General features: G+C 69.4%; 15 protein-coding genes. 6 read left to right on the forward strand and 9 right to left on the reverse strand.

The window, feature by feature from the left end; genetic code table 11:
* Nucleotides 1–11: 11 nt before the first annotated feature.
* The 4 genes from RAH39_RS12255 to RAH39_RS12270 are packed head-to-tail and all read left to right on the forward strand — an operon-like array spanning nucleotide 12 to nucleotide 3,350.
* Nucleotides 12–845: an ABC transporter substrate-binding protein gene (locus RAH39_RS12255; protein WP_306590407.1), complete on the forward strand. Its 834-nt coding sequence runs from the start codon at nucleotides 12–14 to the stop codon at nucleotides 843–845.
* Entirely contained in the window at nucleotides 842–1,828 is a 987-nt protein-coding gene (locus RAH39_RS12260) for a FecCD family ABC transporter permease (protein ID WP_306590408.1), read from the forward strand. Before RAH39_RS12255 ends, RAH39_RS12260 begins: the two co-directional genes overlap by 4 nt.
* Nucleotides 1,825–2,547, forward strand: coding sequence for an ABC transporter ATP-binding protein (locus tag RAH39_RS12265; RefSeq protein WP_306590409.1), 723 nt, complete (start codon nucleotides 1,825–1,827; stop codon nucleotides 2,545–2,547). The genes RAH39_RS12260 and RAH39_RS12265 overlap by 4 nt, the downstream gene beginning before the upstream one ends.
* Nucleotides 2,538–3,350 (forward strand): ABC transporter substrate-binding protein, encoded by an 813-nt coding sequence (locus tag RAH39_RS12270; protein ID WP_306590410.1) that lies wholly within the window; start codon nucleotides 2,538–2,540, stop codon nucleotides 3,348–3,350. The genes RAH39_RS12265 and RAH39_RS12270 overlap by 10 nt, the downstream gene beginning before the upstream one ends.
* A 26-nt stretch (nucleotides 3,351–3,376) precedes the next feature.
* Here the strand turns inward: RAH39_RS12270 and RAH39_RS12275 are convergent, their stop codons facing one another.
* The 5 genes from RAH39_RS12275 to RAH39_RS12295 all read right to left on the reverse strand — a co-directional run bounded on the left by RAH39_RS12275 (nucleotide 3,377) and on the right by RAH39_RS12295 (nucleotide 9,153).
* Nucleotides 3,377–4,876, reverse strand: coding sequence for a hypothetical protein (locus tag RAH39_RS12275; RefSeq protein WP_306590411.1), 1,500 nt, complete (start codon nucleotides 4,874–4,876; stop codon nucleotides 3,377–3,379).
* Nucleotides 4,877–4,897: 21 nt separating this feature from the next.
* Nucleotides 4,898–6,163: a cation:proton antiporter gene (locus tag RAH39_RS12280; protein WP_306590412.1), complete on the reverse strand. Its 1,266-nt coding sequence runs from the start codon at nucleotides 6,161–6,163 to the stop codon at nucleotides 4,898–4,900.
* Nucleotides 6,164–6,191: 28 nt separating this feature from the next.
* Nucleotides 6,192–7,463, reverse strand: a complete 1,272-nt coding sequence (locus tag RAH39_RS12285; RefSeq protein WP_306590413.1) for a chloride channel protein — start codon at nucleotides 7,461–7,463, stop codon at nucleotides 6,192–6,194.
* 72 nt (nucleotides 7,464–7,535) lie between these two features.
* Nucleotides 7,536–8,495, reverse strand: a complete 960-nt coding sequence (locus tag RAH39_RS12290) for a carbon-nitrogen hydrolase family protein (RefSeq protein ID WP_306590414.1) — start codon at nucleotides 8,493–8,495, stop codon at nucleotides 7,536–7,538.
* Between the two features lie 28 nt (nucleotides 8,496–8,523).
* Nucleotides 8,524–9,153 (reverse strand): GNAT family N-acetyltransferase, encoded by a 630-nt coding sequence (locus tag RAH39_RS12295; protein WP_306590415.1) that lies wholly within the window; start codon nucleotides 9,151–9,153, stop codon nucleotides 8,524–8,526.
* Nucleotides 9,154–9,230: 77 nt separating this feature from the next.
* Between RAH39_RS12295 and RAH39_RS12300 the strand changes: the two genes are divergently transcribed.
* Nucleotides 9,231–10,355 carry a glycosyltransferase family 2 protein gene (locus tag RAH39_RS12300; RefSeq protein WP_306590416.1) on the forward strand — a complete coding sequence of 375 codons (1,125 nt, stop codon included), beginning with the start codon at nucleotides 9,231–9,233 and terminating at the stop codon, nucleotides 10,353–10,355.
* A gap of 127 nt (nucleotides 10,356–10,482) precedes the next feature.
* On the opposite strand, the gene RAH39_RS12305 is transcribed toward RAH39_RS12300, so the two are convergent.
* Both RAH39_RS12305 and RAH39_RS12310 read right to left on the reverse strand, forming a co-directional pair.
* Entirely contained in the window at nucleotides 10,483–11,661 is a 1,179-nt protein-coding gene (locus tag RAH39_RS12305; RefSeq protein ID WP_306590417.1) for a PleD family two-component system response regulator, read from the reverse strand.
* 1 nt (nucleotide 11,662) lies between these two features.
* Nucleotides 11,663–14,122 (reverse strand): ATP-binding protein, encoded by a 2,460-nt coding sequence (locus tag RAH39_RS12310; RefSeq protein ID WP_306590418.1) that lies wholly within the window; start codon nucleotides 14,120–14,122, stop codon nucleotides 11,663–11,665.
* A gap of 100 nt (nucleotides 14,123–14,222) precedes the next feature.
* On the opposite strand from RAH39_RS12310, the gene recA reads away from it, so the two are divergent.
* Nucleotides 14,223–15,284 carry a recombinase RecA gene (gene recA, locus RAH39_RS12315; RefSeq protein WP_306590419.1) on the forward strand — a complete coding sequence of 354 codons (1,062 nt, stop codon included), beginning with the start codon at nucleotides 14,223–14,225 and terminating at the stop codon, nucleotides 15,282–15,284.
* Between the two features lie 87 nt (nucleotides 15,285–15,371).
* Here recA and RAH39_RS12320 read toward each other — a convergent pair whose 3' ends face one another.
* Together RAH39_RS12320 and RAH39_RS12325 are read right to left on the reverse strand one after the other, a co-directional pair.
* A complete protein-coding gene (locus RAH39_RS12320) occupies nucleotides 15,372–16,712 on the reverse strand; it encodes a tetratricopeptide repeat-containing S1 family peptidase (protein WP_306590421.1) in 1,341 nt (446 codons plus the stop codon).
* A complete protein-coding gene (locus RAH39_RS12325; protein WP_306590422.1) occupies nucleotides 16,709–17,935 on the reverse strand; it encodes a DUF1444 domain-containing protein in 1,227 nt (408 codons plus the stop codon). Before RAH39_RS12325 ends, RAH39_RS12320 begins: the two co-directional genes overlap by 4 nt.
* Nucleotides 17,936–17,944: the final 9 nt, after the last annotated feature.

A 17,944-nucleotide genomic window follows, 5' to 3' on the forward strand; every position in this document is an offset into this window, starting at 1 on the left:
GTGCCTTGGTGGTGAGAAGTTTTCTTGTCTTTCTGATCTCGGCTGCGGCTCTGTTCGCCGCGCGGCCGCAGCGGGTGGTGAGCCAGGCGGTGGGGACGGACGAACTGCTGCTGGCCCTGGCCGATCCCGGCCAGATCGCAGCGCTCAGCCACATCAGCCGCGACGCGCGGTTCAGTCCGGTCGCTTCGGAAGCGGGGCGCTATCCAGCCCTGCGGGACAGCGACGCGGAGAGCGTCCTCCGGTTCCGGCCCGATCTGGTGCTGGCCGCCAGCTTCACCCGCCCCGAGACCCTGGCCCTGCTCCGGCGGGCCGGGGTCCGGCTGGTGGTCCTCGATCGGTTCGATACGCTGGAGGACGTCTACGCCAGCATCCGCGTTCTGGGCCGCGAACTGGGCCAGGAGGCCCGGGCCGACGCCCTCATCGCCGCCTGCCGTGGTCGCGTGGATGCCCTGGCCACGCGGCTGAAGGGCGTGCGGTCCACCCGCGTCCTCACGGCCGCGGCCTACCCCGTCACCTCCGGCGCCGGCACCACCTTCCAGGACCTCTGCGACCACGCGGGCGCCGTGAACGTCGCGGCGGAAGCCGGGCTGAAAGGCCACGCGCCGACGCCCTCCGAGAAGCTGCTCACCTGGAACGTGGAGGTGCTGGTCATTTCCGGCGACAAGCCCGACGCCTCCGATACCCGGACGCGCCTGGCGGAGCTGCCCCACTACCGCGCCCTGCCCGCCTTCAAGGCCGGGCGCTTCGCGGTGCTTTCCGGCGCCCTCATGTCCTGCGTCTCCCACCACCGCATCGACGCCTACGAGCGCCTTGCGAAGGCCCTCCATCCCGAACGATTCCCGTGAGATCCCGCGCGGCCGTTTCCGTCCTGGTGGCGGCGCTGGTCCTGGCCTTCCTGGCCTCCCTCGCCTTCGGAGAGCTGCGGTTGTCCTTCGGGGAAGTGCTGGCGGCCCTGGGCGGCGGCGGGGACGAGATCGCGCGGACGGTGGTGCGCGACTTCCGCCTGCCCCGTGCGCTGGTGGGCGCCGCCGCGGGGGCGGCGCTCGGCGCCAGCGGCGTGGTGATGCAGGCCTTCTTCCGCAATCCCCTGGCGAGCCCCGGCCTGCTGGGCGTGAGCAGCGGCGGGGCCCTGGGCGCCGTGGCGGTCCTCGCCCTGGGACCCGCGGCGGGGCTGGGCGCCGCCACGCTGTGGGCCTTGCCCGCGGCGTCCATCGCCGGCGCCTTCGTCGCCACGGGCGCCGTCCTCATCCTGGCTCGGCGCGGGGCGGGCGCCGAGCAGCTGCTGCTGTCCGGCGTAGCCCTCAACGCCCTGCTGGGCGCGGGCACCAGCTTCCTGCTCACCACCACCGTGGGCCACTTCGAGGTGAACGCCCAGATCCTGTTCTGGCTGATGGGCGGGTTGGAGAGCCGCAGCTGGGAGCACGTGTGGATGGGCGTTCCCGCCATCCTCGCCGCCTGCCTGTTGCTGCTGCCGCTCGGCCGGCCCATGGACCTCCTGAGCCTCGGCGAGCAGAGCGCCCAGAGCCTGGGGGTGAACGTGGTGGGCCTCCGCCGCCGCCTCATCGTCCTCTCCACCATCCTCACGGCCCTGGCCACCGCCGTCGGCGGGATCATCGGCTTCGTGGGCCTCGTGGTCCCCCACCTGCTGCGGCTGGCATTCGGGCCCGACCACCGGCGGCTGCTTCCCTACTCCATGCTCGGGGGCGCGGCCTTCCTCCTGGGCTGCGACCTGATCACCCGGCTGTTTCCGCTGGGGCTGCGGCTCGGCGTGGTGACCGCCCTCATCGGCGGTCCCTTCTTCCTGTGGCTGCTGCGGAGGCCGCGATGACGCCCGCCCTTCACGCTGCGTCCCTGGGCGTTCCCGGGCGACTGGAGGCGGTCTCGCTGAACCTCGGTCCCGGCGAAATGGTGGCGGTGGTGGGGCCCAACGGCGCAGGAAAATCCACCCTGATCCAGGCACTGGCGGGGCTGCTGCCAGCGGAAGGAACGGTCCATTGGAATGGACAGCTCCTATCTAAAATTCCCGTGGCTGTCCGCGCCCGCCAATTGGCGTGGGTGGGGCAGGAGGCCCAGTTCGAGTTCGCCTTTCCCGTGCGCGAGGTGGTGGCCCAGGGCCGCTACGCCTGGGGCGACGATCCCGGGGGCGTGGCAGAGGCCCTGGCGGAACTGGACCTCGCCCACCTGGCGGATCGTCCGGCGACGCGCCTCTCCGGCGGCGAGCGCCACCGCGTGGGCCTCGCCCGCGCCCTGGCCACCGGGGCGCCCATCCAGCTGTGGGACGAGCCCGTGGCTCAGCTCGACGTGCGCCATGCCCTCGAAGTCCTGCGCCTGGCGCGGCGGCTGGCGGACGGCGGCGGCACCGTGGTGGTGAGCCTCCACGACCTGCGGGCCGCCTACCGCTTCGACCGCGTCCTGGCGCTCGACGGGGGCCGGCTCGTGGGCGACGGCCCGCCTCACGAGGTGCTGACCGCGGCGCTGATCCGCGAGGTCTTCCGCGTGGAGGCCACCTTCGTCGAATCCTTCGTTCCGGAGCTGCCGTGCGAGTGACCTGTCCCGTCCATGGAACCGTCCTCCACCTGGATGCGCCGCCGCGCCGCGTCGTCAGCTTCGTGTCCAGCGCCACGGAGGCCCTCTTCGCGCTGGGCTGCGGCGACTCGCTCGTGGGCGTCACACCCTACTGCGGGCGCTACGTGGAGAACCTCCAGGTTCCCGTGGCGGGCGACTACCTCAAGGCCGACCTCAATGGTCTCCGGGCGCTGGAACCCGATCTGGTCCTCGTCACGTCGGGCATCCAGACCACCTTCGCCCAGCGGCTCGCGGAAGCGGGGCTGCCCGTCTTCGCCCTGCCCCTCCCCGCCAGCCGCTTCGGGATCCTGGAGAACCAGATCACCCTGGGCGGGCTGATGCACCGCGTCGCCGAGGCCCGCGTTCTCAGCTCGCGCATGGAGGCCGGCTTCGCCGCCCTGGCCGCGTCGGCCCCCTCGAAGCGCCCCACCGTCTTCGTCGAGATGTGGTGCGGCCGCCACCTGCGCGGCATCGGCGGCCTGTCCTTCATCCACGACCTGGTGGAACTGGCCGGCGGAACGCCCGTGCCCCCACCCGCCGCCGAAGCCTACCCCCACCCCGACCTGGACGCCGTCGCCGCAACCCGGCCCGACGCGATCCTCCTGTTCCAGGAACCCGAGCACCCCGTGGACGGCGCCGCCCTCCTCGCCGACCGCGGCTGGGACTGGAATCCCCGCATCATCGATTCCGACATCACCAAGGGCCACAACATCATCCACGACGGCCCGAGCTACCTGGACACCGCGCGGTGGCTGAAGGAGCAGATTCAAAATGCTCCTCTCTGATTTCTACTTCACCCGACATGCAATTTTCACGAGCTGGAATTGCTTGCGGGGGTGAGTCCACGAGGATTACGCGGAAGTAAGAGGTTCGGATCAATGGCCATGACGTGGTACATCCCATTCAGGTTGGCGATCATGTCACGGATGAACTCGACCATCCCTTCCACTGCGTAACCCGATTCCCGCAGATCCTTCATTTCACGCTGGAGAGCCAGCCTTAACGCTTCTTCCGGTGACTTGTAGAGGCAGATACCGCCAAAGACGTTCCAATGGCGACTCTTGTCACTCCCGTCCTCCTTATTCCCCGGCAGAAGGAAGTTGTCCAAGGCCAGAGACCCGGGAAGCTTTTCCGACGGGATCGACTTGACCCAAGAGAAGGGAATGCGGATGGCCTCATCGAGCAGTCCCACTGCCCGCTTCTTATCGCCATCCTTGATGCGAAGGGCCTCGCGAAACAACAGAACCATGGGAAGGTTGTGGTTTTCGACGCGTAGATCGTCGTGCTTCTTACTCGTTCGGGAAACGGCACGCAAGTAACGTGGATCGTGTTGAGCGTAGTCCAGAAGCTTCAGGAAATCGTCTGAATGGGTCGACGTTTTGTAGTACTGCCACTCGGCACGTTGAAGGTAGTTCTGAAGATGAGTGAGATTCCGGGGAGGCGGAAGCGTATCGAGCCGAAGATCCAACCTAAAATCTGTTTTCAGGCTCTGCTCCATCACTTCGAGCACATTTCTCCAGGATGCATCTCCCCTCTGATAGTTCTCGAATAGGGGAGATGCCAGCAGCTCCCTTAGGTGATCCCGAAAACGAAGGATCCTCAAAAGGTCTACCCGAGAGGGGTCTGCTCGAAGGGTCTCCGCATCTTCAACCAAAGCGATCAGTTCGAGCAGCAATTCAAACCGCTCCCCTTTTTGAAACAAGGCCCGGCACCTTGCGAGCTTGGCCTCGGCATGGGCCCTCTCCACGGCACTCAACCCCGATTCTCGCTTGCGGTATGCCTCTCGTAACCGAGTCGCCTCATTATAGAGATCCGCCTCCAGAGCCTGTTGGTACCCACCTCGCTCCGAGGCCATCGGAGTTTCTTCGAGCCAACTCAATAGCTGAACTGAGTGTGGTTGAGGAAGTCCCCACAAAGGTCTGGCGCGGTAGGCTCCAACCGCTTCGTAGCGATACAACTCCCGGGGTCTTGGAAATACCTTGCCCCGCTCCTTGGCAAATTGCTCCGCGAGATAAGGATCCGGTTGGCTGGAAAGAGCACGAAGAATCGCCAGGTCTTCCGAATCTATGCGCCCATTCTGGTTGAGGTCGACGCGTCTCACGAATTCATCGGGGAAACCAAAAGGATCTGCCAGGAAATCATTCAGGAGATTTAGATCCTCTGGGCCCCACCGATGATCGCCATTCAAATCCCCCAGCATCACCAAATCGGACCGGATTTCCACACGATAAACGGGGATCAATTTACGATATCCATACGACGCAAACAGAAGCAGGGCGGCACCCAAGCCCCATTTAAGCCAAGCCTTCATGTCGCTCTCCTCTCCTACCGTTCAGTGGTTTGCTTCAGGAGAAGCCGACGGATGGCCTTCTCGCCGCAGCACCCACCCCAACCCCACCGGCCCCGCCACGGTGGTGAGCAGCAGGGCGCCGATGATCCCAGCCTGGACGTCGGGGCTCAGGAGGGGAACGCCGTTCAGCTGGAGCTGGGCGCCGGCGGCGACGAAGATCAGGCCCACTTCGCCGCGGGGGACCATGCCCCAGCCCACCACGGCGGCGCGGACGTCCTTTCCGGCGCCGAAGCCGGCGACGTACTTGCCTGCCACCCCGAGGCTCGCCAGGACCGCCGCGAACCCCAAGGTCGCCGGGCGGAAGAGGGCGGCAGGGTCGACCTTCGCGCCCATCAGCACGAAGAACAGCGGCGCCAGGACGCTCACCAGGGGATGCACCAATTCCTCCAGCGTGTGGCGCTCGCGGCGTTCGAGATCCTCGATGTGCGCGGGCTCCAGGATCAAGCCGGCGGCGTAGGCGCCGACGATGGAAGCCAGGCCCGCGAGGTTGCCCAGCCACGCCAGGAGGAAGGCGAACCCGAGGCTGAACGGCAGGAGCAGCTGTTCGCCGCGGAAGCGCGTGGCCAGGCGGAAGAGGCGCGGGGTCGCCAGGCGACCCAGGGTTAGGGCCGCGGCAAGAAAGGCGAGGGCCAGCCCGAAGGTCCGTACCAAGTGGGGTCCCAGGGCGCCGCCCGAGGCGGCTCCCACCAGGCCGGAGACGGCCACCAACACGAGGAGGCCCAGGACATCGTCCACCACGGCGGCGCCGACGATGATCCGGCCCTCCAGCGAGCCGGCGGCGCCCTTCTCGCGCAGCACCTGGGCGGAAATCCCGATGCTGGTGGCGCACAGGCACGCCCCGATGAACAGGTCGAGAACGAAGGGCGCGCCGGCGGAGAGCAGCAGCCAGGCTCCGGCCAGCCCCGCGGCCATGGGCACGGCCACGCCGATCAGGGCCACGCGCAGCGAGGCCGCGCCCACCTTCAGCATCTGGGGAACGGTGGATTCCAGGCCCACGGCGAACATCAGCACCACCACGCCGAGGCCCCCGAGCAGTTCCGCGGCGGGCGAGGCGGCCACGTCCGGAACCACCGGCCACGCGCGGTGGAGCGCCGCCAACGCGAGCCCCGCGGCCAGCTCGCCGGTGACGGCGGGCAGCTTCAGGCGCACCGCAAGTTCGCCGCCGGCCTTGGCGGAGAGCCACAGCAGCGCCAACAGCAGGAGGGTTCCGGCCAGGGGATCGTGCATCAGCAGCAAGGCGAGCGGCATGGGAATCTCCGGACTCGAACGGAAGGGATCAGGCCTGGCCTTCGCGCACCAGCAGGTAGGCCACGGTGGAACCGACCAGGGCCGGCACCACGAGGGCGGCCTGGGCCGTCGTTTCCGCCAGGAACACCACCGGCACGAGCAGGGATTCGTGGGTGGCCCCCGCGAACGCCGCCGCGCCCACCAGCGTCAGATAGCCGGGCTGGCCCACTCCCAGGAGCGCGTCGAAGGCCGCGCCGATGGCGGCTCCCATGGCGAAGGAGGGCAGCCATTGGCCGCCCACTCCGCCCGCCGCGAACGTCAGGGCCGTGGCCACGAGCTTGAGCGCCAGGAACAGCCCCGCCTGGAACGGCAGCGCCTCTCCCGCCAGGAGATGGCGGACCAGCTCCAACCCGCCGCCTTCCGTCACCGGAAGCCCGCCCCAGAAGCACCGCGCGGGAAGCAGGAGGAGGGTGAGTCCAACGCCGCCGACGAGTCCCCGCCACAGCAGCGGAATGCGCGCGAGCAGCGCCTGGAAGAGCCGCCGGACGCGGAAGTAGGCGTTGGCGCCGATGCCCACGGCGATGCCGAGAAGGAAGGCCCAGGCCAGATCCGGAGGGTGCAGGCGGTAGAGCCGCGCCTGGGGGAAGAGGGGCAGGGTCCCCATCAGGCTGGAGAAGATCACGTAGCCCGTGGCCGACGCCACCACGCAGGGGATGAGGGCGCCGGGCGTGATCTGGCCGTGGTGCTCGGCGGCCATCAGCGCGCCGGAGAGGGGCGCCCGGAAGACCGCCGACAGCGCCGCCGCGGCGCCCGCCTCCACCATCACCAGCGGATGGGCGTGCAGCCGCCGGAAGGGAGAGACGCGCCGGCTGAGCCACCGCGACACCCGGTGGTACTGGAGCCCGAGGGCCGCGCCCAGCCACTTCCCCGGCCCCTCCACGCCGGCGCTGCCGCCGAACCCGATGGTGAGGACGCAGGCCAGCACCTTGCCCATGGACTTCCGGAAGGGGAAGGCGGCGTGCGGAGCGCCGTGCGCCACGTCCAGGTCGCGGACGAGGGAAACCTCCCCGATGCCCGAGATGCTGAGCCAGGCCGTGGTGAGGAAGAGCCCGATGGCGGGCAGCACGATCACGAGGTGGGTGCGGCTGCCCCATCCCGCGATGAGGGGTTCGAGGCGGCCCAGTCCCGCCAGGGCGGCCGTCACGAGGAGGCCGATCAGCGCCCCCAGGGGCATCACCACGAACACCAGGCGCCGGGTGTGCGCCAGCAGGCGCAGTTGCTGGAAGCGCCGCGGCAGGAGATCGGGGGTCAGTGCGGCCATGCGGAGGACTCCAAAGGGGGCGTCAACGCCTCCAGTCTGACACTTGCCACTCCGACGATCCGAGCAGCCAACCTAGGCCTGGACGCTCCCCTTCCCCGCGTCCATCCACGGCAGGTGGTGGACGCGGATCTTTCCCTCGAAGGTGACGTGCAGCCCGTCCTGGGCGGCGTCCTGGTGATTGAGGACGGAACCGCGGGCGCGGGCCTGATCCAGCATCGCCAGGTCGATGTCGCCGACGAGGACCATCTCCGAATTGGGGGCGGCCTCGGTGGCGATGCCGTCCATGGGAAAGGGGAAGTCCGAGGGCGTGTACAGCCCGCTCTGGGCGTACTGGGCGGTGAGATCGGTGATCAGCGGCAGGCTGCCCACCATTCCGGCGGTGGCCACGTAGATCTGGTTCTCCACCGCCCGCGCCCGGGCGCAGGTGGTGACGCGGTTGTAGCCGCGGCGGTCGTCGGTGAGGTAGGGGACCACCAGCAACTGGACGCCCTGCTCCGCCTGGATGCGGGCGACCTCCGGGAACTGCACGTCGTAGCAGATGGACACGCCCATCCGCCCAAAGTCGGTCTCGATGATGTGGATCTCCTGCCCGGGCTCGAACTGCCACACGTGCCGCTCCGTCGGCGTCAGGTGGAGCTTGGGCTGATGCACCGGCCCGTGGCCCGGAACGAAGACGGAGGCCACGTTCTGCAGCTTGCCGTCCACGAAACGCGGGTGGGTGCCGGCCACGATGATGCGGTCGTATTTCGTGGACAGTTCGAGGAACAGCTTTTCGAAGGGCTCGGTGAACCGCTCCGCCAGCTTCCGCATGGCCTCGGCGGGATCGAATCCGCGCTCCAGGCAGCTCAGGAGCTGCACCGCCAGCAGCTCGGGGAAGGCGATGACGTCGGCGTCGTAGTCGTCCCCCACGTCCACGTAGTTCTCCACCTGCTCCGCGAAGGCCTCGAAGCTGGCCACCGGCCGCAGGGCGTACTGGATCCCGCACACGCGGACGGGGCGCGAGATGAAGGGGGTGGGAGCCTTGAACCGCATGTCGCCTCCTGGGGGTCGGCGCGGACCGTCAGAGTTCCATCACGATGAGGGCCGCGTGGCCCAGGGTCTCGGGGTCGGGGGCGTAGTCCCGCAGGACGCCGCGGACCTGGAAGCCTACCCGGATCTGCTTGGAAAGGGTGGGATCGAATAGCCGCTCCGCCACGACCGCGTCCACGTAGGCTTCGAGGGTCATCTCCTCCGCCACGCGGTGGTAACCGGGAACCCGGGCTCCCGCCACGAAGGCGCGGCAGCCCACCCGCCGGGCCAGGTCCAGCCGCTCCTTGTAGAGGAGGCTGCCCACGCGCCGGCCCTGCCACTCGGGATCGACCGCGATGTTCACGCCGTAGAGCACTTCGCCGGCGGGCTCGTGGTTGGACAGGGTCCCCCGGGCGGTGATTCCGGACCAGGTGTGGGGCGCCAGGGCGGCGTCCCAGGGGACGCGGTGCGTGGTGGAGGTGCCCACCAGCCGGCCGGACACTTCCACCACCATCTGTCCCTCGGGGAAGTACTGCATGTGCTTCTGGAGGTTCTCGGCGCTCCAGATCGCCTCGGGGCCGTGGGGCGGCGGATAGACCCGGGCCATCAGGTCGCGGATCTCCGCCACGTCCTCCGGCTTGCGAAGGCGAAGGATGGGGGTGGCCGGATCGCGCTCGTCCATCGGGCTCCTGGAAAGAGTCCGACCAGCGTAACCGATCCCCGCAAGCCGCCCGCCACTGTCCCCGGCTAGCCTGAGGGGTGTCCTGGATCGATGCCGCCGCCTGGGCCGCCGCTGCCCCCCCCTTCGCCGCCCTGGCCCTGCTGCGGCGCCACTGGGCGCGGCTGCCCGCCCTGCCGCCCGCGTCCGAGGAGCCCTCTTCCGCGTCGGTGTGCCTGTGCGTGCCGGTCCGCGACGAGGCCCGGGAGCTGGCCGCGGCGCTGGATTCCTGGCTGGCCCAGGACCATCCCCATCTGCGGATCATGGCGGTGGACGACGGTTCCACGGACGGCAGCTCCGCCCTTCTCGCGGAACGCGAAGCCGCCCGACCGGAGCGTCTCCGCGTGATCCGCAACGACCACCTGCCGCCGGGCTGGCTGGGGAAGAACCACGCCCTCCACCTCGCGGTCAGCCAGCCCGAGGCGCACCAAGCGGACTGGCTGCTGTTCGCGGACGCCGACGTGCAAGCCGCGCCGGATCTCCTCCGCCGGGCCCTCGCCTTCGCCGAGGCGCAGCCCACGGACATCCTCGCCCTGCTGCCCGCGGTGGACGTCGGGAGCTGGGCCGAACGGGTCATCCTTCCCCTCGCGGCCTGCACCTTCCTGCTGGGCGTGCCGCCCCACCGCGTGCCGGCTCCGCGGCATCCGGCATTCTGCGGGATCGGCGCCTTTACCCTGGTCCGGCGGCGGGCCTACGACGCGGTGGGCGGCCATGCCGCGGCCCCGATGGAAGCCATCGACGACATGATGCTGGCCCGGCGGGTGAAGCGCGCGGGGTTCGTCAACCGGGTGGCGCGCGGCGGTCCCGACCTCCACCTGCGGATGTACCACGGGCTGGCCGACCTCGTCCGCGCCATGCGCAAGAACACCGCCGCCCTGCCGATCTGGTGGCTGATCCCGGCCGTCCTCCCACCGCTCCTGGTCGTGGGTCTGGCGCCCCTGTGGCTGCCCTTCGCGGGCCATCCGGTCCTTGCCCTGGTCCTATGGCTGCTGGTGCCGGCCCTCGCCGGGGACGTGCAGCAGCGGATGACGCACCGCCCCATGGATGTCCTGTGGGCGCTGTGGCCCCTCGTTTCCGTGGTAGGGGCCCTCGGCGCCGCCTGGGCCTTCCTGGACCGCCTCCGCGGCGTGAACCACTGGCGCGGACGGAACGTCAGGATCCGCTAGGCCGGCTTGCACTCAGGAAAAGGATCACCACCAAGACTCGAAGGCACCAAGAAAGCTCTTCTGCAGTCCTTGGTGTCTTCGAGTCTGGGTGGTGAAAAAGGGTCTTCCCGATTACCGCCACGGGAAATCAGGCGCCCTCGAACAGGCGCAGGGTGTCGTCCAGCTTCCGGAGGATGGCGAGGATGCGGAAGGGTTCGACGGGGAGGTAGTCCACGGCTCCCGCGGCGACGGCGTGATGGCGCTTCTTGGCCTCGTCCTCCTCGGTGCCAGCGAGGATCACGGGCACGGGGCACTGCTCCTGGCCCACGATCTGGCGGCACAGGTCCAGGGGGCTGGCCAGGCGGAGCTGGTTGTGGACCATCACCATGCGGATGCGGCCCCAGGCCGGTTCGGTCCCGCCCACGTCCAGCAACTGCGTGCGGACGGGTCCCTTGATGTGGTCGAGGACGGCAAGTCCGAACTTGCGGCTGAGGGCCTCGCCCAGCCGCCGGGCGAAGTCCTCTTTCTCCGACAGGAGCAGGATCATCGGATCGCGGTCCACCAGGACTTTCACCGTGGGCATGGCGGCGGCCCGGTTGATGCGGGCGGTGGCCTCCTGGAATCCGCGGGGCGCGAAGTCGTCCTTGTCCTGCTGGGCCTGCATGACCTGCTGGGCCTGGACCCAACTCCGGTAGCGGCCCAGCATCGCGGCGTCGACCTGCTTGGTGAAGCGCAGTCCCACGAGGTTGTCGCCGAAATAGGCGACGGTGGTGCCGGTGCGAAGCCGCAGGTCGTTGTCCAGGGGCACGTCCAGCAGGGATTCCTCGCCCATCCGCAGCAGTTCGCGGATGTCCTGCTTGGAGCTGCGGAGCACCAGTTCCAGGCCCTCTTCGCCGAAGCTCTGGACGGCGCCGTCGATCAGGGCGTTGCGGGTGTTGGTGAAGGTGGCCGCGCGGGCCGCGCCGCGGTCGGGGATGAAATCCGCGAGGCGGTGCGCGTCGGACCGGCGCATCACCCGGGGAATGGTGACGTAGCAGGCCTCGACGCCCTCCAGGACCTCCTGTCCCGACTGAGCGGCCACGCACTCGTACTCCAGGCCGCGGTCCTTCAGCTTGAGGGCCAGGTTCTCCCCGGGGCGCAGGCCCCAGGCGGCGATCTCGTCGAAGGGCATCCGGAAGGCGAGGCGCTCGCCGTCCTCGGTGAGGATGGGAAAGGCCGCCCGCTGCGCCTTGTAGGCCACGTCCAGGCGCGCGCCCGCGAGGCAGAGCCGCTGGAGGCTCATCCGGATGGCGGTGCTGTCTTCAAGCAGGATGGGAGCCTTCGCCATCTCAGGCGCCTCCCGCCAGCGAGGCCGAGGGCGGCGGCGGAACCGCGCCGGCGGGCAGCCAGCGCGACAGGGCGCGGTGGAGGTCCGCCACCCGGACGGGCTTGGGAATGTAGTCGTCCATGCCCGCCTCCAGGCACCGCTCCCGGTCGCCCACCATGGCGTTGGCGGTCATGGCGACGATGGGCAGGCGGCGGCGGCCCCGCTCGCGGTCGCGGATCCGCCGGGTGGCCTCAAATCCGTCCATTTCCGGCATCTGGCAGTCCATCAGCACCAGGTCGTAGGCCACGCCCACCAGCGCGTCCAGGGCCTCCGCCCCCGTGGCTACCACGTCCGCGCGGATGCCGAAGCGGGAGAGCATCGTGAGCGCCACCTTCTGGTTCACCAGGTTGTCCTCCGCCAGCAGCACCCGGACGTTCACGGGCCCGCCCGCGGGACCGGCCTCCGCCGCTTCGGCCGGGCCGCCCGCGGCTTTGCGCGGCGGGGCGAGGAGCGCCCGCAGTTGGGTGGGGCGCACCGGAAGGGGCAGGAAGGCCCGCACGCCGCGCCGGGCCGCCGCCTCGCGCACTTCGGGCTGGTAGAGGGGGCTCGCCAGCGCCAGAATGCCTTCCCGGATCTCGGCGCGGGCCGCTTCCAGACAGGTGGGTCCGACGATCACCAGGGCGTCGGGGCGCCCATGGTTCCTCAGCCACGCCGCAGGATCGGCCCCCACGGGGAGGATCCGCGGCTCCATCCGCCACGCCCGGAGCTGCTCCTCCACCAGCCGCGTGGTGGCCGGGGGAAGGCCCGCCAGGAATACGCCGCCCGCGGGCCGGTGGGGAAGGCGCTCGCAGCCGCGGGCGGCCAGGCCCAGGGTGAACCAGAAGGTGCTGCCCTGCCCCAGGGTGCTTTCCACGCCGATGTCGCCGCCCATCATCTCGACCAGGCGCTTGCAGATGGCCAGGCCCAGGCCCGTCCCGCCGTACTTGCGGGTGGTGGAGCTGTCGCCCTGGAAGAAGGACGTGAACAGCCGCTCGACCACGTCGGGCTTCATCCCGATCCCCGTGTCGCGGATCTCCACACGCAGCAGGCCCCCGGCGCGGGGGCGGGTGTCGGGCTTGAGGCGGACCTCCACCGACCCGGCGTGGGTGAACTTGAGGGCGTTGTCCATCAGGTTGGTGAGGACCTGCCGCAGGCGGGTGGGATCGCCGGTGACGAAGCCCGGCGTGGTGGGATCCACGAAGACGCCCAGTTCCACGCCCTTGGCTTGGGCCTTCACGCCGAGAACGCTCATCACGTCCTCGATCACGCTCAGCAGGTCGAAATCGAGGGCCTCCAACTCCAGCTTGCCCGCCTCGATCTTGGAGAAATCCAGGATGTCGTTGATGAGGGTCAGCAGCGTCTCGCCGCAGGAGCGGACGGTCTCGGCGTACTGGCGCTGCTCGGCGTTGAGCGGCGTGTCCAGGAGCAGGCCGGTCATTCCGATGATCCCGTTCATGGGCGTGCGGATCTCGTGGCTCATGTTGGCCAGGAACTCGCTCTTCAGCCCCGACAGCTCCAGGGCCCGGTCCCGGGCCTGGGCCAGCTCGCGGGCGGCCTCCTCCAGCTTCAGCTCGGCCCGGCGCCGCTCGGTGATGTCGTGGAACTGCCACAGGTGGCCCAGGTATTCCTCGCCCACCTGGATGGGGACGAAGTCGCGCGACAGGATGCGTCCGTCCTTCAGGCGCCACTCCTCGCCGGTGACGGGGCTCCCCGCCGCGGCCACCTCCGCCTGGCGGGCCAGGAAGGCCTCCGGCGCTTCCAGGAGGGGCAGGCATTCCTCGATGAGGTCGCGGGTCTCGCTGTCCGTCAGCACGTGGGCGGGAACGGGCACCTGGAACATCCGGCAGAAGGTCTCGTTGAGGAGCGCGATCCGCTGCCCTTCCGTCTCCACCAGGATGCCCGCCTGCATGTTCTCGATCAGGGTCCGCAGGCGGCTGGTGGCCATCCGCAGGACGATCTCCGTGTGCTTCCGCTCGGTGATGTCCGTGAACGTGCCGGTGATGCCCTGGAGCACCCCCTCCTGATCGAAGGAGATGCGCTGGTAGCCCTCCACCCACTTCACCTCGCCGCCCTTGGTGGGAAGGCGGAACTCGCCCTCGAAGGACTCCTGCCCCGTGTCCACGGCGTAGGTCAGCATGTTGAGGTAGCGGGGATTGTCGGCCGGGTGCAGGAAGCCCAGGAAGGCCTGGCCCAGGCTCTCCTCCACCCCGAAGCCCGTGAGCTGGGTCCAGGCGGGATTGAGGAAGGACCACTGCCCCTGCCGGTCGATCTGGAACACCACTTCCTTGAGGTGGTCCACCAGGGCCCGGTAGCGCCCGGTCGACGGGCCGGTGGCGGAATCGGCGGGCAAGACGGGCGCCGGGGAAACGACCTCCATCCCCTCCCCCGGCGCGCCGAGAGGAGCGTCGGGAAGGGCGGAGGAGGACTGCGGCTCGATGGGCATGACCTCTCCTCTTCGGCGGGCGGGCCCTCTAGCCTAAAAAAAGATTTCTTGTTTTTTTCGCTTTTTGGCGCCATTCTGCAGGACACCCTTTGGAGGATCCATGGCCGCGGCTGAGCAAGACGATCGCCTCAAAGCCCTTTCGCGGACCGTCGCGGACATCGAACGGGCCTTCGGCAAGGGCTCGATCATGAAGCTCGGCGACCGCATGGCCGGGGCCGAGGGGATCGAAGTCATCAGCACCGGGTCCATCGCCCTCGACTCCGCCCTGGGCGTCGGCGGGGTCCCCAAGGGCCGCGTCGTCGAGGTCTACGGACCGGAAGCCAGCGGCAAGACCACCCTGGCCCTCCACATGGTGGCCCAGGCCCAGAAGAAGGGCGGCCTCGCCGCCTACATCGACGCGGAGCACGCCCTGGATCCCGAGTACGCCCAGAAGCTGGGCGTGGACGTGGCCAACCTGTTCATCAGCCAGCCCGACAGTGGCGAGCAGGCCCTGGAGATCTGCGATCAGCTCGTGCGCAGCGGCGCCCTGGACATCATCGTGGTGGACTCCGTGGCCGCCCTGGTGCCCAAGGCCGAGATCGACGGCGAGATGGGCGACAGCCACGTGGGCCTCCAGGCCCGGCTGATGAGCCAGGCCCTCCGCAAGATGACGGGCACCATCAACAAGACCCGCAGCTGCGTCGTCTTCATCAACCAGATCCGCATGAAGATCGGCGTGATGTTCGGCAACCCCGAGACCACCACCGGCGGCAACGCCCTGAAGTTCTACGCCTCCGTCCGCCTCGACGTCCGCAGCATCCAGAGCATCAAGGGCAACACCGGCGATCCCCTGGTCGCCGCCAAGGACGAGGATTCCTCCGTCATCGGCAAGAAGACCAAGGTCAAGGTGGTGAAGAACAAAGTCGCGCCGCCCCTCAAGATCGCCACCTTCGACATCATGTACGGCGAGGGCATCAGCCGCACCAGCGAGCTGGTGGAGCTGGGCACCCAGCTGGAGATCATCCAGAAGAGCGGTTCCTGGTACAGCTACAAGGACAGCCGCCTGGGCCAGGGCGCCGAGAACGTGAAGAAGCTGTTCAACGACAACCCCGAACTGGCGGACGAGGTCGAAGGCCTGATCCGCGAGCGCCTCGGGATGAAGCCGTCGGCCGTGGAGGCCTAGGAAGCATCAGCTGCGCGCCCTTGGAAGGGGTCGGCAGGCGGCGGCGGTCCCGGAAGACCGCCGCCGTTTTTTGTACGGCGCCAATCCTCAGCGCCCGCGCTTTGCCGAAGCCGTGCCTCCAGGGGCCCGAAGAGATCTCTGCCACGCCCCCTTGAGCCGAACCTCCGCCTCCGGATCCAGATCAGCCAGGCGAGCCCGGATCTCCGCGATCCGATTCCCTCGGCCCAACTCCACCAGCAGCATCCCGAACTCCAGCCAGAGGTCCGCAGCCAGGGGGCGGTAGCGGAGGGCGGTCTCATAGGTGGCGACCGCGGTTTCCCGCTGACCCTGCAACCGCTGGCAGGTCGCGAGGCGCCCCCAGGCCTCGCCTTCATCCGGGCGGAGCGCGAGCCCCTCCTTCAGGGCGATCGCGGCCTCGGAGAAACGCCGGGCATTCAGGCGGGTGCCCCCGAGGTTGAACCACGCGAGGGCGTAGCGGGGCGCCAGAGCAAGTGCTTCACCGTAGGCCCGCTCCGCTTCGTCCGTCCGGTCCAGAAGGTCGAGGGCCCCACCCAGGTTGTTCCAGGCTCTGGCTTCGGAATGCAGCGCCAGCGAGCGCCGGTAGGCCGCCACCGCCTCCTTCAGTATCGAAACAGTGGAGCTCGCACCCTTCTCTCCATCTCCCCTCACCGCTTGGTCGAGGGCGAGGCCCAGGGCGAGCCACGCCTGCGCATCGTCGGGCCGGTCACTCACCCACTGGCGGGCAGCGGCCTCCCAGAGCGGCGTGTTCCTGGGGTCCGTGGCCAGTCGCTCCATCAGATCCACCGCCAAGGCAGGGCCCGGCTCCAGGCGAGCCCCCTCTCCCGTCGTCTGGAGGGCGTCGATGGAGGTCCAGGGCACCGAGAAATTGAGGCGCGGGCTGGTGGTGAACGTGAGCGTGGTCAAGCCCAGCAGACGTCCCTCCAGATCGAAGAGTCCGCCTCCGCTGCTTCCGGGATGAGTGGGCGCGTCGCTCTGAAGCAGCAGGCTCTTCCCGTAATGCCAGATGCCCCGCAGATGCCCTGCCGTCACAGTGGCTCGGCCGCCGGGATAGCCCACCGCCACAACCGCTTGACCCGGCTCTTCAGGATCGGGAGCGGAAACGGCGGGAGGCGCCGTGAGCCCCGGGACCGCCAGTAAACAGAGGTCGAGGGACGGGTCGAGACGGACCGGAGTCGCCGGCCAGGCCCCGCCATTGTGGTGAACGGTGATGCCCCCGCCCCCGACCACCACATGCGCGTTCGTCGCCACCAGCTCGGGTGCCACCACCACACCGCTGCCCTGGTGGACCCGGGCACCTCCCAGCCGACTGTGCACCAGGACCACGCTCGCTTGGCACGCTGCCTGGGAAGTGACGGCCTGGATGGCCGGCGGCTCCTGAACGGCGGGAAGCGGCCCAGGCAGGATCATTCCCCGTCCTGAACTCCCAGTCCCGCGCCGCGCAGGTGGCGGGGGAGGGACGTGGCCGCGAAGGGGCCGCCGGAGGGAGCCCCCGCGGCAGGCGCCTTGGCGGCGGGTCGCCCGGATCCACTTTGCAGATTCCGCATCTGGTCGGCGGTGGCGAAGGTCTCCAGCCGGGCCACCTGCTCGGCGGTGGGGAAGCCCTCGTAGCGCACCCGCCGCGGACCCCAGATGTCCACCGCTGCGCCGCGCAGCTCGTGAATGCGCGGGAGGGTCTGGCGGAGAAAGATCCCCAGGGGCTGGCCGCTCCCGTCCACGAACCCGATGAGGTCCGTCTCCGGCAGCAGCGCGGGGGCGCCCGCGGCCCATAGCGCGAGGGTCATCGGCTTCCCCTGCCCGGTCTTGACCAGGCTGACGGGCGCGGGACGGCCCAGGGCCGGGTCCAGATCCTGCTCCTGGTTCCGCAGGGCCTCCAGGAAATCCATGTGCTTGAGTTCCTTCTGGGGCGCCGCCATGGGATGCGGATCCTGGAGCCGCGCGGTCATCAGCTTGTCGCCGATCCGCTCCAGCACCGCCACCTGGAGGGGAGGCGCGCCGGCCTGCATCACGCGGCCCACTTCGTCCATCAGCTTGGGCAGCAGGATCTGGGGCGCCGCGAGCAGCGCGTCCGCCGCGGGAACGGCGAAAAAGGGATGCTGATCCTTGAAGATGCCGTGCCACACCTCGGGCAGCAGCAGCCGCGCGGCGTCGGCGCCGTCCCGCCAGGGACTGCGGTAGATGCCCGAGGGCAGGCGTTCGAAGGTCCCGGCGCTGCGCTGGCGGAGGCGGTCCAGGGCCAGCTCCAGGACGTCGTCGGCAGGCTGGTCCCACAGCTTCAGCCACGCGGCGGGCATCACCACCTCGCCCACGCGGATCCGCTGGCTCAGCCCGTCGATGAAGCCGCGGCTCCAGCGGCCTTCCCGTTCCGCCAGCCAGGAAGGGACGAGTTCCGGCAGCAGGTGGTCCTGGGCATCGATCCAGGGCTCCGGCAGGGGCAGCCCCGCCGCGTGGACCGCCGCCACCGCATCGGCCCAGGCCTCGCGCTCGTCCGCCTGCCGGTGGGCCTCGAAGGCCGGAAGCAGCGCCTCCAATCCCGGGAGAGACGCGGACACGCCCCGCGCCTCCAGCAGGACCGTCAGGTCCGGCAGGGGCGCCGCCTCGGCGCGGGAACGGAATCGATCGAAAAAGCCCATGTTCTCAGG

It is taken from the genome of Geothrix sp. 21YS21S-4, from assembly GCF_030845995.1.
Classification (GTDB): domain Bacteria; phylum Acidobacteriota; class Holophagae; order Holophagales; family Holophagaceae; genus Geothrix.

What these genes read in the sequence shown, in the direction of transcription:
- RAH39_RS12280 (WP_306590412.1), bottom strand. Translation starts at nt 6,163, where the DNA reads ATGCCGCTCGCCTTGCTGCTGATGCACGATCCCCTGGCCGGAACCCTC.
- RAH39_RS12295 (WP_306590415.1), bottom strand. Translation starts at nt 9,153, where the DNA reads ATGGACGAGCGCGATCCGGCCACCCCCATCCTTCGCCTTCGCAAGCCG.
- recA (WP_306590419.1), top strand. Translation starts at nt 14,223, where the DNA reads ATGGCCGCGGCTGAGCAAGACGATCGCCTCAAAGCCCTTTCGCGGACC.
- RAH39_RS12265 (WP_306590409.1), top strand. Translation starts at nt 1,825, where the DNA reads ATGACGCCCGCCCTTCACGCTGCGTCCCTGGGCGTTCCCGGGCGACTG.
- RAH39_RS12325 (WP_306590422.1), bottom strand. Translation starts at nt 17,935, where the DNA reads ATGGGCTTTTTCGATCGATTCCGTTCCCGCGCCGAGGCGGCGCCCCTG.
- RAH39_RS12285 (WP_306590413.1), bottom strand. Translation starts at nt 7,463, where the DNA reads ATGGCCGCACTGACCCCCGATCTCCTGCCGCGGCGCTTCCAGCAACTG.
- RAH39_RS12305 (WP_306590417.1), bottom strand. Translation starts at nt 11,661, where the DNA reads ATGGCGAAGGCTCCCATCCTGCTTGAAGACAGCACCGCCATCCGGATG.
- RAH39_RS12275 (WP_306590411.1), bottom strand. Translation starts at nt 4,876, where the DNA reads ATGAAGGCTTGGCTTAAATGGGGCTTGGGTGCCGCCCTGCTTCTGTTT.
- RAH39_RS12310 (WP_306590418.1), bottom strand. Translation starts at nt 14,122, where the DNA reads ATGCCCATCGAGCCGCAGTCCTCCTCCGCCCTTCCCGACGCTCCTCTC.
- RAH39_RS12320 (WP_306590421.1), bottom strand. Translation starts at nt 16,712, where the DNA reads ATGATCCTGCCTGGGCCGCTTCCCGCCGTTCAGGAGCCGCCGGCCATC.
- RAH39_RS12290 (WP_306590414.1), bottom strand. Translation starts at nt 8,495, where the DNA reads ATGCGGTTCAAGGCTCCCACCCCCTTCATCTCGCGCCCCGTCCGCGTG.